This window comes from Noviherbaspirillum sp. (assembly GCF_035254685.1).
Taxonomy (GTDB): domain Bacteria; phylum Pseudomonadota; class Gammaproteobacteria; order Burkholderiales; family Burkholderiaceae_D; genus Noviherbaspirillum.
The window spans coordinates 1-16,066 of record NZ_DATFAI010000054.1 but is presented as its reverse complement, the minus strand read 5'-3'; the positions used below and the strand labels follow the sequence as shown (position 1 = coordinate 16,066).

The 16,066-nt window shown below is 61.9% G+C and carries 11 protein-coding genes; 3 read left to right on the top strand and 8 right to left on the bottom strand.

Annotation, left to right across the window (positions count from 1 at the left end; all coding sequences use genetic code 11):
* Nucleotides 1-14: 14 nt before the first annotated feature.
* The gene (locus VJ698_RS23410; RefSeq protein ID WP_414691221.1) at nt 15-2,081 is read right to left on the bottom strand and encodes a hypothetical protein; all 2,067 of its coding nucleotides are present in this window, start codon (nt 2,079-2,081) and stop codon (nt 15-17) included.
* 573 nt (nt 2,082-2,654) lie between these two features.
* Between VJ698_RS23410 and VJ698_RS23405 the strand changes: the two genes are divergently transcribed.
* Nucleotides 2,655-5,282, top strand: coding sequence for a LuxR C-terminal-related transcriptional regulator (locus VJ698_RS23405; RefSeq protein WP_324105230.1), 2,628 nt, complete (start codon nt 2,655-2,657; stop codon nt 5,280-5,282).
* Nucleotides 5,283-5,393: 111 nt separating this feature from the next.
* Here the strand turns inward: VJ698_RS23405 and VJ698_RS23400 are convergent, their stop codons facing one another.
* From VJ698_RS23400 to VJ698_RS23385, 4 genes are read right to left on the bottom strand one after another with little or no spacing between them, the layout of a single operon-like run.
* Entirely contained in the window at nt 5,394-5,792 is a 399-nt protein-coding gene (locus tag VJ698_RS23400; RefSeq protein WP_324105229.1) for a Zn-ribbon domain-containing OB-fold protein, read from the bottom strand.
* A 1-nt stretch (nt 5,793) separates the two neighbouring features.
* Nucleotides 5,794-6,948 (bottom strand): thiolase C-terminal domain-containing protein, encoded by a 1,155-nt coding sequence (locus VJ698_RS23395; RefSeq protein ID WP_324105228.1) that lies wholly within the window; start codon nt 6,946-6,948, stop codon nt 5,794-5,796.
* Complete coding sequence (locus tag VJ698_RS23390; protein WP_324105227.1) at nt 6,945-8,510, bottom strand: class I adenylate-forming enzyme family protein; 1,566 nt, start codon at nt 8,508-8,510, stop codon at nt 6,945-6,947. The genes VJ698_RS23395 and VJ698_RS23390 overlap by 4 nt, the downstream gene beginning before the upstream one ends.
* A 29-nt stretch (nt 8,511-8,539) precedes the next feature.
* The gene (locus tag VJ698_RS23385; protein WP_324105226.1) at nt 8,540-9,367 is read right to left on the bottom strand and encodes a crotonase/enoyl-CoA hydratase family protein; all 828 of its coding nucleotides are present in this window, start codon (nt 9,365-9,367) and stop codon (nt 8,540-8,542) included.
* A 568-nt stretch (nt 9,368-9,935) separates the two neighbouring features.
* Between VJ698_RS23385 and VJ698_RS23380 the strand changes: the two genes are divergently transcribed.
* Nucleotides 9,936-11,117, top strand: a complete 1,182-nt coding sequence (locus tag VJ698_RS23380) for a branched-chain amino acid ABC transporter substrate-binding protein (protein ID WP_324105252.1) — start codon at nt 9,936-9,938, stop codon at nt 11,115-11,117.
* A gap of 93 nt (nt 11,118-11,210) precedes the next feature.
* The gene (locus VJ698_RS23375) at nt 11,211-12,893 is read left to right on the top strand and encodes an AMP-binding protein (RefSeq protein ID WP_324105225.1); all 1,683 of its coding nucleotides are present in this window, start codon (nt 11,211-11,213) and stop codon (nt 12,891-12,893) included.
* 10 nt (nt 12,894-12,903) lie between these two features.
* On the opposite strand, the gene VJ698_RS23370 is transcribed toward VJ698_RS23375, so the two are convergent.
* From VJ698_RS23370 to VJ698_RS23360, 3 genes are all read right to left on the bottom strand, one after another.
* Nucleotides 12,904-13,728, bottom strand: coding sequence for an SDR family oxidoreductase (locus VJ698_RS23370; RefSeq protein WP_324105224.1), 825 nt, complete (start codon nt 13,726-13,728; stop codon nt 12,904-12,906).
* A 56-nt stretch (nt 13,729-13,784) separates the two neighbouring features.
* Nucleotides 13,785-14,939, bottom strand: a complete 1,155-nt coding sequence (locus VJ698_RS23365) for an acyl-CoA dehydrogenase family protein (RefSeq protein WP_324105223.1) — start codon at nt 14,937-14,939, stop codon at nt 13,785-13,787.
* A 40-nt stretch (nt 14,940-14,979) separates the two neighbouring features.
* Nucleotides 14,980-16,066: acyl-CoA carboxylase subunit beta (locus tag VJ698_RS23360; RefSeq protein WP_324105222.1), on the bottom strand; the 1,087-nt coding region annotated here is incomplete at its 5' end.

Sequence of the window (16,066 nt, the reverse complement as noted above, 5' to 3'; positions counted from 1 at the left end):
GCGGTGAAGGAAACTTATCGCGGAATGCTCATGAATACCAGCGAGGTTCCTCCGGTTGCACGTACGATCCAGTCGTCACCGCCATCTGCGACCACCGCCTGGCCGGAGAGCACCAAAGGAGACGAATAGGCGCTCTTCGGCAGCTGCCAGGACATAGTGGCGAGGCTGACCGGATGCGAGGCATTGAACTGGCGCATGCCGAGCGTGGATTTTTCGGTCCACGTTACCTGGTTGCGCGCGGTCATGAAATTCGCCAGTTCAGCCATGGTGTACCACTGGAAGTTCTTGCCGCTCGATTTCGACTTGGCGTAATCCAGCATGGATTTCAGGACGCTGAAGGAATCCACTGCGCCCGGCGGATGCATGTAGATCAGGCGGCTCGTCCTGGTCTGGATGTTGAAGTCGATGAGCTGCTCGTACCAGTTCAACACGTCCGCGTCCGCCACGCCGAAGTCCTGGAACTCTTCGAAGGTCGCGTAGATCCCGAAAGGCATGACCGGGAAGGCCCACATGTTCGGCGTTGTCATCACGCCGTCTCGATAGTCGCGTGTCGGGCCCATGCCGGTGTCGCCGCCGTAGTAATAGCCGATGGTATTGCGCTCTTGCAGCCATCTCAGCGCCCATTTCGGGTTGTTGCCTTCTGGCGAGGAATATTCGATGACGCGGCCCTGGCCGATCACGGCCTGGATGGCATTCCTGTTCAGGTCCAGCAAGTCCTGGAATGTATGCACGCCATCGGCGGTCAATGCGAACTGGTTGTCCTCGGTCGCGTTGAGCCCGTAGTAGTCGTGGATCCATCCGCCGTGGCTTCCCACCTGGTGTCCCTGCTTCACAAAGTCACGCAGGAATTGCTGTGCCTCGGTGTTCTGCGGAAGATTAAAGCCGAGTGCGTCGCCGAAGTTGACGACATCGGGGCCGGCTGTCATGTGGATAGAGAACGGGCCACCCTTCCAGACGTTGTTCGCCTTGAGGAAGCGCATCGGTTCCATCGCCTCCTGCGCATCGAGGTGCCAGTTGAGTGTCATGCCGGGACGTGCGTTGGGTGTCCTGGCGAGGCGCGGCTGGTTGAGCATCTCGCGTGCGAAGACCGACATGAAACCGTGCATCAGCATGCCGTCGGTGGCGCCCTTAAGGTAGGTCAGCGGCGTATTCACGAACAGCACGCGTCCGCCTGCAGTACCGTATGCCGAGATGCCGGCAACCAGTCCGTGATAGGGCGAGGAGGCGATCATGTCGCCTGCATAACTGCCGCGCGTGACGAAACTTGGATAGGTCAGGAAGCCATAGACATAGCCGGAAATGGCTTCCAGGGTATCCGTTGTCGCGGCCAGCGTAGCCAGGGACGTGGTGCTCTGCACCTTGGGACCCTGGACTGCGGTGGAGAAGCGAATCGTCTTGTTGGGGAATGTCGTCTTCGAAGTCTTCGTCCTGTCGACGAAGGCAAGGCCCAGTTGCTGGCTGTGGTCATAACCCTTGAGCCCGCCCGGATTGCTGTTGCTCACGGGGAGGAACAGCGCCTGCGCGGTACTCGTGATGCTTGCTCCGTAGGGCATGCTCTTTCCCGGCGGCACGCTGATGCGCCTGAGCTGGCTTTCCATACCGGTGATGGGACCAAGGCCGGTGGTGCGATCGCCGAGTTCCGCATAGAGGCAATAATCAACGCCGGCCAGGGGACCGAAGCGTGATCCTCCGGAAAGCGGATAGAAGCCGGCGCCGTCCAGCACGCCGAAGTCGAACACCAGCATGACGTTTCCGCCGGCGTTCACATAGGTGTACACCGTGTTCACCAGAGCGTCACTGGCCTGGCTGTGCACCTGGTCGGGCAGGATCACGCCGCGATAGGCTGGCGTTCCGCCTGCCGAGGCCATGAGCATGAACTGGGAATCGGTGATGAGATCAACCCTGAAACCCTCTTCGCGCGCAGCGTCCAGCCAGGATGCGACACGCGAATCAGACGCGCTGACACCATCGGGTACGAGCAAGGCAATCGGTGCGTTTTGCGCCAGCGCGGCACCGGCACCAAGCGCCAGCAGGAGCGGCAGGCCGATGGCGACCAGCCGGGAGGTCAGCCACGCAAGCAATCGATGCGTAAGACTTTGGGAAGCAAGCGAGACAGACAATCCATACTTCAGAGCGAATTTTTTCACAGGACCCTCCGTGGCAGAATGTTGTCATTGAGTCCAGTCTAGGATTTGCCTCAGCGCCGTTGTGTGCTCTAGATCAAGCGCCCCTTCAGCCCTTGCAATCGGTCATTGATTTCTTGATCTGGAATAGTTTTTGGGGCTTGTCGCTTCTTTCCTGCAATGACCTTGCCTCCTGATGCGCAGGGCTGATGAGCTTGCGCGGTTGACCCGCGCTCGTTCCGCGGGCCTCTTCACGCATCTGGTCACGCGTACAGAAATTGTTCTCGGTTTCTGGTAAGAAAAATGCCTGGATTCATTGTTTGGATGCACGATAAATGCAGTTTCCACTTGTACGCTAGAATCTATCCACGGCCCACGGTCCGTGCCATCCGAACGGTCTTTTGCTTTCTCGTTCCTCCAGGTCTTCATTCAATGTTCGAGTCCGAAAACCTTGCCCGACCGTTTCTCTCCACGAAACTGAATCCGCCGACGACGACGGCAACGCAGGTTCCACGAGCCGGAATCTGCGACATGGTCCGCAACTCGACTTCGGTAAAACTGATTCTTGTCCGCGCACCGGCCGGATTCGGCAAGACCACCGCCATGGTGCAGTGCCGGGCGCTGCTGGAAGAGAATCAGGTCGACACCGCCTGGATGACGCTCGACAGCGGCGACAACGACGCATCGCGTTTTCTCGCCTGCCTGTCCGCGGCCCTTGCCGCCATGATGCCGGATCGGGCGGCGGCGCTCGATGCCGCCGCGACGGAGTCAGGCAGATCTCCCGGCGATGTCGCGCTCGACATCATGGCGCGGCTGGAAGAGCATGCTTCGCCGTTTGCCTTGTTCCTCGATGACTTCGAAACGGTGCAGGAGCCGACCGTGCTGCGCCTGGTACGCGAGATCCTTGACCATCTGCCGCGGCGCGGACAACTGGTGATCGGTTCGAGGGGACTGCCGGACCTTGGCCTCGGACGACTGCGCGCACGCGGACAACTGCTGGAAATCGACGCAAGCCAGTTGCGCTTCACCATCAACGAAACCACGGAATTCTTCACGCAGCGCCGACGGCTTGCCTTGCACGAGGACGAGCTCTCGCAATTGCACAGCAAGACGGAAGGCTGGATTGCTGCGCTGTGGCTGGCGTCGGTCGCGCTTGAAAGGCGCGAGGGACGCGCCGAATTCATTGCCCGCTTCTCCGGTTCCAACCAGGCCGTCGCCGAGTATCTGGCCGAAGACGTGCTGGCGCACCAGCCGCCGAAGGTCAGGCACTTCCTTCTCCAGACCAGCATCCTGCGCCACCTCAGCGAGCCGCTATGCGATGCCCTGCTGGGCGGGAACGGCAACGGTGCGATCCTCCGGCGGCTGGAAGAGGCAAATCTCTTCCTGACACCGATCGAGGGCCAGGAACGAACCTATCGTTATCACAGCTTGTTCGCCGGCTTCCTGCGCGAGCAGCTTGCGCGCGAGATGCCGGACGAAGTCGTGCGCCTGCACCGGGCTGCCTCGCAGTGGTATCACGCGCAAGGCCGCCCCATTCCGGCCATCGACCATGCGATCGAAGGCGGCAACTTCGAGCAAGCGGTGCAGATGCTGATGCAGCATGCCGAAAACCTGCTGGAGGCCGGCCGAATGCGGCTCCTGTCGCGCTGGTTCGCCGTCATCCCCGAGCACACCATCCGCTCCTGTGAATTGCTGCAGGTCGTGCATATCTGGGCCTTATGCTTTACCCGCGGCCCGTGGGACGCGATGGCATTGCTGGAGCGCTCGGGCTGTTCACGCACCGAAGATCCGAAAGTCCTGGCCCACGTGCTCGCGCTGCGGCCGATGATCCTGGCCATCATGGACAAAACCGAAGAGGCCTACCGTGTCGGGTGCGACGCGCTGGCCAGGCTGCCGGTCGCCCAGTCCTTCACCGACAGCATCCTGTCCAATGAAATGGCCTTCATCTTTGCAGTCATGGGGGAATACCAGGAATCGCACAAGCTGCTCGATGCGGCGCGACACCGTCAGGGCGGCGAAGCGGCCTACTTCAACCGGATGTATTCCGAATCGGTGGAAGGCATCATCGATCTACAGGAAGGCCGGCTGCGCCAGGCGACCGCACGCTTTCGCATTGCCGTCAGCGCCACGCATGCCGTGTCCTATCGCCATACAGGGGGCAACGCCTGGGCCGGCGTACTCTATGCGGGCACGCTGTATGAAATGAACGACCTTGAACAGGCCGAGCACTTGCTGCAGGTATACGTGCCGCTTGCCAGGGATGTCGGCCTGGTGGACCACATGATCGTCGGCTACACCATGCTCTCGCGCATCGCCTTCCAGCATGGCGACGTGGACCAGGCGTTCCATTGCCTGACCGAACTGGAATATCTCGGGCATCATCGCCAGCTGCCGCGCGTGGTCAGCAGCGCCAAGCTGGAACGCGCCCGCCTGCTGACGATACAGGGCAACTTCCACGCGGCCAGGGAAGAGCTCGACCGCGCGAACAATCGCGAGGTGTGGGAGCGCGTGCGGCGCCTGCGCCTGCCCGCGCACGATACGCACAACATTGATATCGGCGAATGGCGCTGGCAGATCTTTGCCGGAGTAGCGAACAAGGCATTGCCGCGCCTCGAAGCAGCGCTTGCCGATGCCGAACAGTCCCGGCGTCACCGCAGGGCGCTGAAGCTGGGCGTGCTGCTCAGCCTCGCCCTCAAGCAGACCGGTGACCAGCCGCGCGCGACCGCGACCATGACACAGGTGCTCAAGACAGCCGGCGCCGAGGGTTACATTCGGCTGCTGGTGGATGAATCGGAGCGTGCCGGCATGCTGGTGCGCCAAGTCGACGACGCATTGCGCGCGGACAGTGCCGAACGCAGCGATCCGATCTTCAGCGCCTATCTCCAGAAGCTGCTGCAGGCGTTCGGCCCCGCCCTGGCAGCGGAACCGGAGTCCGCGGCACCCACCGCCATGACAGATCTGGTGGAACCGCTGACCACCAAGGAGATCCGCATCCTGTCGCTGCTAGCGGAAGGCTACTCCAACAGCGCGCTCGCCGAGAAGCTCTTTGTCTCCGACAGCACGGTGCGCACGCACCTGCGCAACATCAACGCCAAGCTCAATGCGCAAAATCGCACCCAGGCTGTGGCGCTGGCACGCCGCATCGGCGTGATACGCTGATTCCTGATAAAAAAAACGAATAAAGAACCGTAGGGTGGGTAGAGCAAAGCGAAACCCGCCAGTGCCCCGACTGCCGTCATAACCAGTTTCTCGTCACGCAAGATCACCGCCTTACACGTCCGCACCGGACGCGGTAAACGTCGGCATCCACCGCCCCTCACCGTCCTTCTCAAAGATCAGCGACACCGGCAACCCAATCCGCAAGCGTTCATGGGCAACGCCGCGCAAGGGCGCTGCCACGCGCACGCCCTCCGGCAAATCGACCGTGGCAACCACGTACGGCACCTGTTCGGCAAAGCCCGGTATCACCGTCTGATGCGTGATCGTCCAGCTATGCACCACGCCCTTGCCACCGATCTCGTGCCATCCCGCCTCCATGGAATGACAAGCGGGACACATCGGCTGCGGGTAATGCCTGAACTTGCCGCATTGCACGCATTGCTGGATCACGAGGCGTTTTTCCTGCAGCGCTTCCCAGTAGGGGCGCGTCTCGATTGAATGGCGGTCCATCTTATCCCCTGCGCATGATGGCGATCGCGCCATCGCCCATGTCACCATATCCCGTCACCAGACCGATTTGCGCGTCGGGCACCTGGTTGATGCCGCCGTCACCACGCAACTGCCGCGCGAGTTCGACGACGTGATTCATGCCGACCATGTGCGCCTGCGACAGCAACCCACCGTGCGTGTTCACCGGCAACCGACCGTGCAGCGAAATGCCGCCGTCGCGTACGAACTGGCCGCCCTCGCCCTTCGCGCAGAAGCCCATGTCTTCCAACTGGCACAGGACGATATAGGTGAAGCAGTCATAGATCTCTGCCACGTCGATGTCCGCATGCGCAATGCCCGCCGCCGCGAAGGCGCGGCCCGCAGCCTTTGCAATACCGAGCTGCGTGAGATCCGGCCGCTGCGTGATGGCGACCGGCGAATCCGGATGTCCTTCGGCAGTCGCCATGATCGTAATAGGCCTGTGGCGCAAGTCTCGCGCGGGACCGATCGCGCTGACGACAACCGCCGCGGCGCCATGGCTTTCAAGGCTGCAGTCCAGCAAGTGGAACGGATCGGAGATCATGCGCGAGGACTGGTGTTCTTCGATGCTGATTGGCTTGCGCATGATCGCGTTCGGATTGTTGACAGCATGGCTGCGGATGGCAACTGCGATCTCCGCGAAATCGCGGCTGCTCGTGCCATACAGCTCCATGTGCCGCCGCGCCATCTGCGCGTAGAGCTGCACGGGAGCGAAGGCGCCCAAGGGCATTTCGAATTCGGCGACGGTGCGAAATTGCGGCGCCTGCGCGAGGCGCATGCTGATATTGCCGGCCCTGCCGTCGCGCCCCACGCTCAGCAGCACATGGCGGCAGATACCGGCCGCGATGACAGCCTGCGCCAGCTGTAGCGAGGCGACGGCGCTCGCGCCTCCCATCGGCACCGTCGCGGAAAAGCGCAGATCCTTGATGCCGAAATTCATGATGAAGTCTTCCGCCAGCGCGGAGCCGTTCGACATCGGGATCACCCCGTCGATATCGCCTGGCTCAAGACCGGCGTCGCGCACGGCAGCGAGTCCGGCTTCGAGCTGCAGCGCCAGGCTGCTACGATCGGCGATGCCGCGGCCGTAGACGGTTTCACCGATACCGGTCACCGCGGCTGTTTCCTTGAGCGTGATCATGGCTCGGCACCCTGGCTTGCCGTTGCAGGCTTCAAGCGTTCTTCCAGCTCGTGCCGTTTCACTTTTCCGGTCGTGCTGCGCGGCAGCTCATCGGCACTGATGAAGTGCACTTCTTTCGGCAGTTTGTAGGAGGCGATCCTGCCCCGGCACAGTGCGACCACGTCCTCGGCCGCAAGCGACGCGTCCGCCTTGACCACAAAGGCCACCGGCACCTCGCCCCAACGGCTGTCAGGTTTGCGCACCACCACCGCATCGAGCACCTTCTCGCTGGCGAGCAGCACGCGCTCGATTTCCGCCGGATAGATGTTCTCGCCGCCGGACTTGATCAGGTACTTGCGGCGGTCGACGAAATCGAGCGTGCCATCGGGATTGCGCACGAAGACGTCGCCCATGTGAAACCAGCCGTTGCGAAAATCCTTCGCATTCGCTTCCGGATTGCCCCAATAGCCGCTGAACAGGCTGGGCCCGCGAAACGCGAGCTCTCCCGGCATGCCGTCCGGCACTTCGTTGTCGTCGGCGTCGACCAACCGGATCGTGCAAAAGGAATTCTGGATTTTCGACAGTCGCTCCGGGATCACGCCGACCGGGATATCGCCGCGACTCGCAGGCGCGCCACCCGTTTCCGTCGAGCCGAAGGAATTGCGGTACGGCGCCCGATAGAGCCTGGTGATTTTTGCGATCTGGTCGAGCGGCACCAGGTCGGCCATGCAGCCGATGACGCGCGCTCCCTGCGGCCTGAGCCCGGTCCGGTTCAGTTCGTCGATGACGCGATCGATCATGCCGGGCATCAGCGTCAGATGGCCGATCTGCTCCCGCGCCGTCACCGCAACCAACTTCGCAACGTCGAGCCCGTCCATCACAATCACCTTGCCGCCGTGCGTGAGCGTGCCGAATACGGGATCGGTGGAGACCATGTGAAACAGCGGCGCCCAGGCAATGAAGGTATCGCCGGGCTGCACCGGGCTGTCTATCCGGGTGATCATGGCGCGCGCCACCATCGCACGCTGGCTGATCAGCGCGCCCTTAGGCAGGCCGGTGGTGCCGCTCGTGTAAAGGATGACCAGCCCGTCTTCCGGGTCCAGGTGATCTCGCGCCGGCTCATCATTGCGCGCGGCAGCCAGGATGTATTCATAGGCATCACCCAACTCCAGGACGATGCCAACACCATGGTTGATACGCACTGCATGCGCCGTGAAACGCGGCGAGGCGAACAGGATCTTCGGCGATACGAGCCGGATGCAATACTCGAGTTCGCCATCCGCCTGCCGCCAGTTCTGGCAGGCGAGTATCGCGCCCAGCTTCGCCGCTGCCAGCTCCAGTTCAATGTATTCGCCGCGGTTTTCCGAGAGGATGGCAATGCGGTCGCCACGACAAATGCCCCTTGCCTGAAGCGCATTCGCAAGCCTGTTCACCCTGTCGTCCAGCTGGTCGTAGGTCCAGCGCTTGTCGCCGTCTTCGATGGCGATGCTCTCCCTGCTGAGCCGGACCTGCTGCGCAAAGAGATCGGCGATTGTCAGGCCACCGGCACTTCGCGACAGCGGCAGGTTTATTCCGTTATCCACATTTGTCTCCGTGTTTCCATGCGCTTTGCTCAGACGGGCTCGGCAGGCCGAAACAAGGGCGGCCGTCGTTCCATGTTGGCGTGCACTGCTTCCATCTGGTTCGGGCGTCCCATCACGCGCTCCGCTTCCGTCGACTCGGCGAGCAGCACCGCGGCAGGATCGTGATTCGGCATGTTCAGCAGACGCTTGGCTGCGCGAATGGCATCGGGGCTTTGCGCCGCAATCGTGCGGGCGAGTTCCACGGCGGCGGCATGTGGATCGGCATGAGTGCGCGTTGCCATACCGAGGTGGACGGCTTCCTCACCCGAGAACTGGCGCCCGGTATAGGTGAGTTCACGGACGATATCGGGACGTGCGAGTTCGCGCATCAGCAGAATGCCCGCCATGTCAGGCACGATGCCCCACTTGATTTCCATGACGGAGAAGCGCGCGTCGGGCGCAACGATACGCACGTCGGCGCCAAGCGCAATCTGCAGGCCGCCGCCGAACGCTACGCCGTGCACGGCAGCGATAACGGGAACGGGCATGTCGCGCCAGATGGTGACAACCCGTTGCGCCGCGTTCGCGATGCCGTGCGTGCGCGCAGTCAGCCGGGCCGAGAACGGGCCATCCGGGTCGCTACCCAAGGTTTCGCCATTGCCCAGGCGCTCAAATGTCTGCATGTCCAGTCCGGCGCAGAATGCGCGTCCCTCGCCGGAAAGGACGACAGCACGCACATCCTTGTCGCGCGCCAGGGCCTCACCCACATCGAGCAGCGCCACGAACATGTCGGGATCAAGCGCATTCATCTTGTCCGGCCGGTTCAGGCGGACATCAGCGATGCCGTCACGCAGGGTCAGTGCTACACGTTCATTCATTTGCTCGCTCCTCGCAAGGCCGGCTTAGGGCATGCGCCTTCCATGAACTCGATGACAGTATCGCGAGACACGATCGTAGGGTGGATTGAGCGAAGCGATACCGGTCAATGCCTCGCCTGCCGATCATGCAGCATGAACGCACTTGCCAACGCGGTCATGTTTCCCCCTGCCCCCCCTCCGTCCCTATCTGGATAATCTACAAGCCCGCGATCCATTCAGGTTCGATGGTTTGCGATTGCCATACTGTCAACCCTTCCGCACCGGTATCGGCGCGCTTCGCTTGATGCCTGGTCGTTTTGCGACCTGTCCGCTGCGTATTGTCTTTGCGCGTTGACGGTGGGGCTTCGTCGAAATCGACGATTTTTGACGCAGCCGCAGAAAGAGCTCCGGCAGCCACTTGACACAAGACTGCAGCACCATCCGCGCGCCACAATACCGGGGCGAACTTGTGCCCGCCAGCGGCCGGTCAGTGCGGGCAATAACATCCCACTCTAAGGAGACCAATGTGAAATCCGTATTCCGCAGCCTCGTCCAGGCCAACATCATCGCCCTTGCATTCGCGGCACCCATGGCAATGGCCGATACCGTGCGCATCGCCGTCATCGACCCGCTGTCCGGCCCCTTTGCCGCCTTGGGTGAAAACCAGCTCCACAGCTGGGAAATGATGGCGGACATCGCCAACAAGGGTAAGTGGGCCGGCGAGCATACGCTGGAATTCGTGGCGTTCGACAACAAGGCCAGCCCGCAGGAAAGCCTGAACCAGCTCAAGCGTGCGATCGATCAGGGCTTCCGCTACGTTGCCCAGGCCAATGGCTCCGGCGCGGCGCTCGCCCTGGTGGATGCGATCAACAAGCACAATGAACGCAATCCCGGCAAGGAGGTCGTGTACATCAACCACGGCGCGGTCGATCCGGATCTCACCAACAGCAAGTGCAGCTTCTGGCACTTCAGCTTCGATTCGAACTCCGACATGAAGATGCAGGCCCTGGTCAATTACATGTCCGAGGACAAGAAGATCAAGAAGGTCTACATCATCGGTCAGGACTACGCGTTCGGCCGCTCCGTCAGCCGTACCGCGAAGGAATATCTGGGCAAGAAGCGCCCTGACGTGCAGATCGTCGGCGACGACCTGCATCCGATCGGCCAGGTGAAGGATTTCGCGCCGTACGCCGCGAAGATCAAGGCATCCGGCGCGGATACCGTCATCACGGGCAACTGGGGCGCTGATCTCACGCTCCTGATCAAGGCGGCCAAGGACGCCGGCATTACCGCAAACTTCTACACCTACTACGCCGGCCTGAAAGGCGCGCCGACTGCGATGGGCTCCTCCGGTGAAGGCAAGGTGAAATACGTCGGCGTGTGGAACGTCAACAATGAAAGCTATGCCGGCAAGGAGATCGTCGAAGCATTCAAGGCGAAATACAACGACGACTATACCTGGATGATGACCCACTCCGCAGTGACGATGCTGACCAAGGCCATCAAGGAAGCGAAGTCGACCGACCCGGTCAAGGTTGCCTTCAAGCTGGAAGGCATGAAGGTGAAGAGCCTCAACGGCGACGTCATGATGCGCGCAGCCGACCATCAATTGCAGCAGCCCTTGTATATCGCAACCTGGTCGAAGGTCAACGGCAAGGATGTGAAATTCGATCAGGAAGGCACCGGCTACGGATGGAAGACCGACCGCAAGATCGCTTCCGATATCGCGACGCAGCCGACCACCTGCCAGATGAAGCGCCCGGGCGCATAAGCGCTTGCCAGCTTCACGGCGAGATGCGCGGGGCACGCGTCCCGCGCATCTCGCGCGCCATCCGGTTGATCAGATTCCAGTAAAGGGACTTGCATGCCTCACCCCGCGCCCGTCACGTTCAACGCGACCGACTCTCCCGACACACAACACCCGTGGACGCAACTCTACCCCCCGGAAGACGTGAAGCAGCCCTTTGCGCCGCGCTTCAACGACGGGCTGTCGCTGTTTCTTCATGCGGTGCATGCGGCCGGCGACAAGCCGGCAATCCATTTCTTCGACCGCAGCATGACCTATGCGGAACTCGATCGCCTCTCGGACAGTTTCGCGCGTTATCTTGCTGCGCAAGGTGTCGGCAAAGGTGATCGCGTTGCGCTCTATCTGCAGAACGTCCCGCAGTTCCTGATCACTTTGCTCGCGGCGTGGAAGATCGGCGCCATTGGCGTCACCATTAATCCAATGAACCGCGCACGGGAGTTGCGCGTGCTGCTGCAAGACAGTGGCGCACGCGTGCTGGTGGCGCACCGCGACCTGTACGAGGAGATCGCCCGCGACGTGCTGCGCGACTTCCCTTTCACGCTGTGTGTGACCACCTCGGCGCGCGACTTCCAGGCGCGCAATGATGCGCGCCTCTATACGATGCAGGAACCGGCGCACTGCGAAGGCACGGTGGACCTGTCCACCATTCTTGCGGCCGAGAACGGCACAGGAACCCTTCGCACTGTGACCTCCCCCGAGGATCCCGCGATCATCGTCTACACCTCCGGCACAACCGGCATTCCAAAAGGCGCCGTGATTTCGCATGGCAATTTTGCCTTCGATGCCGAACTATGGCCGATATGGATGGACTTGCGCGTGGGCGGCCCGGTACTGGGCATCGCGCCGCTGTTCCACATCACAGGACTGGTCGGACATATCGGCGCGGCATTTGCCGCGTGCGCGCCGCTCATCCTGTCGTTGCGGTTCCATCCCGCGGTCATGGCCGACGCCGCGCAGGAGCACCGGGCGGAATTCGCGGTGGGCGCCATTACCGCCTTCATCGCGCTGATGAATTCACCCGAGGTGAAGCCAGAGCAGTTGCGCACGCTGAAAAAAATCTACACTGGAGGCGCGCCGGTGCCCGCCAGCGTTGTCGAAGAATTCACGAAAAAGTTCGGCACCTATGTACGCAGCACCTACGGTCTGACGGAGAGCACTTCGCTCACCGTGGCCGTGCCTCGCACGCGAGAGACACCCGTCGACAAGAACGGCGCCTGTGCGATCGGCGTCCCGGTATTTGGCACCGACATCTACATTGCCGACGACGAGGGCCATCGATTGCCTGCGGGACAGGTCGGCGAAATTCTGATCCGCGGACCGCAAGTCATTTCCGGCTACTGGCAACGGGAAGATGCGACACGCGAAGCGTTCTACAACGGCTACCTGCGCACGGGCGACGTGGCCTACATGGATGAGCAAGGCTGGATTTTCATCGTCGACCGCAAGAAGGACATGATCAACGCCTCCGGCTACAAGGTATGGCCGAAGGAAGTCGAGGACGTCATCTACACGCACCCCGCCATCCGCGAAGCGGCCGTGGTCGGCGTGAAGGACGATTACCGAGGCGAGACGGTGAAAGCGGTGGTCAGCCTGAAGCCCGGGCAGACGCTGGACAAGTCGGAGCTGATTGCATACTGCAAGGAGCGGATGGCGGCGTACAAGTATCCGCGCCAGATCGAGATCCTGGATGAGCTGCCCAAGACCGTCACGGGGAAGATCTTGCGGCGGGAACTGCGTTAGTTTCGAAGTGCTATGGCTTCGATGCCTTCGCCGTTGCGGCCCGCCCCGCAGCCTCCAGGGGCGGCTTGACGCTCTCCAGTGCGCCGCCGCCGTCACAGGGAATGAGCGCGCCGGAAATGTAGGCGGCATACGGTGAGCCCAGGAACAGTGCGAGGTTGGCGATATCGTCCAGTGTGCCGAATCGCTTGAGCGGCACAGCGTCCAGCGCGCGCGCCCTTTCCGTTTCATCGTTGGCCATCAGTCTTCTGAATCCCTCGGTTCCCTCGATAGGGCCGGGTGAAATCGAATTGATCCGGATACCGTCGCCGCCCCATTCGAGCGCGAGGTTGCGCGTGAGCTGGTCGACGCCGGCCTTCGCTGCACCGGCATGCGCCTGGTAGCGCATCGGAATAAAAGATTGCGGCGCGGTGATGTTGATGACGGATGCGCCCGGCCTGCGCAGGTGTGCATAGGCCTGACGCAGAACGTGAAAGGTGCCGACCAGATCGATGTCGATCACGACCCTGAAGCCGTTGGACGACATGTCTTTCGCTTCGCATAGGAAGTTGCCGGCGGCGCCGGAGACGAGTACATCCACCGGCCCATGCTGCGCCACTGCCTGCTCGAACGCCCCGCCCACGGCATCAAAGTCGCGCACATCGGCGCACACGCCGAATACCCGGCCTCCGAAGGAAGTCAGCTGCGCCCGGGCTGCGTCGACGTTCTCCTGCTTGCGGCTTGCCACCGTCACGTCCGCGCCCTGCCGCGCAAACGCTTGCGCGATGCCAAAATTGATGCCGGTGGTTCCGCCAAACACAACCACGTGCTTGCCGCTAAAGTCAAAATCGATTTGCATTATTCCAGTCTCGCGATCGGGTACTCATGGAACGGTTTGCCCTCACAAGGCGGACATCAATTGTTCTTCGGGAATGTTCCCATGAACTTGGAAATGATCTGCATCATCACTTCGTCGGCGCCGCCGCCGATGGACGGGAGGCGATGGTCGCGGTATGCGCGGGAAACGGGGCTTTCCCACACATAGCCCATGCCGCCCCAGAATTGCAGGCAGCCATCCGTGACCTCGCGCATCAGGCGCCCCGCCTTGAGCTTGGCCATCGAGGCGAGCTCGGTTGCGTCGCCGCGGTCCACCACGACATCGACAGCGCGATAGCAGAGCGAGCGCAGGGCTTCGACTTCGGTCTTGTACTCGGCCAGCTTGAACTGTACCCATTGATTGTCGAGAATCGTACGCCCGAATGCCTTGCGCTCGCGCGCATATTCGATGGTCTTGTCGATGATGCGCAGCAGCGCACCGCCGGCATTCAATGCGCCCCACAGGCGTTCGACCTGGAATTGTTCCATCTGATAGATGAAGCCCTTCCCTTCTTCGCCGATGCGATAACGTTGCGGCACGCGCACTTCATCGAAGAACAGTTGCGCCGTGTCCGAAGCATTCATGCCGATCTTGCGAATTTTCTTCGCGACCTCGACACCCTTTGTCTTCATCGGCACGACGATCAATGACTTGTTGCGATGCGGTGCGCCTTCCGACGTATTGGCGAGCACCACGCAGAAGTCGGCCTGCGTACCGTTGGTGGTCCACATCTTGCCGCCGTTGATGACATAGTCGTCACCATCCTTGCGCGCCGTGGTCTTGACCGATGCCACGTCCGAGCCGCTGCCCACTTCCGATACGCCAAGACAGGCAACCATGTCGCCAGAAATCGCCGGTGCAAGGAATTCCCTGCGCAATGCATCCGAGCCGCGCTCTGCGAGTGCCGGTGTTGCCATGTCGGTCTGCACGCCGATCGCCATCGGAATGCCGGCGCAATCGATCTCACCCAAGGTCTCCGCCAGCACGGCACCGTAGGAAAGGTCCAGTCCCATGCCGCCGAATTCCACCGGCTTGTTCAGCCCGAGCAGTCCAAGCTTGCCCATCTTCTTGAACACCTCGTGCGCCGGGAAAATTTCCGCCTTTTCCCATTCATCCACGTGGGGATTGATTTCCTGCGCGATGAAACGCTGGATGGTGCGACGGATCTCTTCATGCTCCTGCGTCAGCTTCATGGACTTCCTCCTCGGTATGACTGGCGATGACTTGTGATGGTTATGGGCGTGCGACAGCGAACTGCATCGGTTGCACCTGGCGGACCTGCGCCTCGCGGCAGATCGACAGCACATAGGACAGCACGGCGCGGGTGTCGCGCGGATCGATCACGCCGTCATCGAGCAACTGCGCGCTGGTGCTGAAGACATCCATCTGGCCGTCGAAGTTGTCCACGATCTTGCGCTGCAGCGCATCGAGCGCGGCCTGGTCCACCTCCGCGCCCTTGCGCTTCATGGCCGCCTCGGTGACGATCGCCATGGTCTTCGCCGCCTGCTCGCCGCCCATCACCGCCGTCTTCGCATTCGGCCACGAGAAGCAGAAGCGCGGATGGAAGCCGCGTCCGCACATGCCGTAATTGCCCGCGCCGAAGGATGCGCCGCAATAAATCGTGACCTGCGGCACGGTGGCATTGGTAACGGCCTGGATCATCTTCGAGCCGTGCTTGATCATGCCGGCTTCCTCGTAGTGGCGCCCCACCATGAAACCGGTCGTGTTGTTCAGGTACAGCAAGGGGATCTGCGCCTGGCAGCAGGCCTGGATGAAGTGCGTGGCCTTGGTCGCGCCGGCGGGGTCGATCGGGCCGTTGTTAGTGATGATGCCCAGCGGATGGCCATCGACCCGGGCGTGGCCGCAGACGGTGGACGATCCGTACAAGGGGCTGAATTCGAGGAAGTCGGAATCGTCGACGATGCGCGCGATCACTTCCTTCATGTCCACCGGACGCTTGTAGTCCATCGGCATGATGCCGAGCAATTCCTCGGCGTCGTAGCGCGGCGGCTTGACATTGGCCGGGTGCTCTTGCGGCACATGCCGGTTCCATTCCAGCTTGGCCATGATCTCGCGTGCAATGCGCAGGGCGTCGCGGTCGTCTTCGGCCAGGTAGTCGCCCAGCCCGGAGATGCTGGTGTGCATTTCCGCGCCGCCCAGTTCTTCCTCGGTGGCGATTTCGCCGGTGGCGGCTTTCAGCAGCGGCGGGCCGGCCAGGAAGGCGCGCGAGCGGCCGCGCACCATGATGATGTAATCCGACAAGCCGGTCTGGTAGGCGCCGCCTGCCGTGGACGAACCGTGCGTGACGGTGACCACCGGC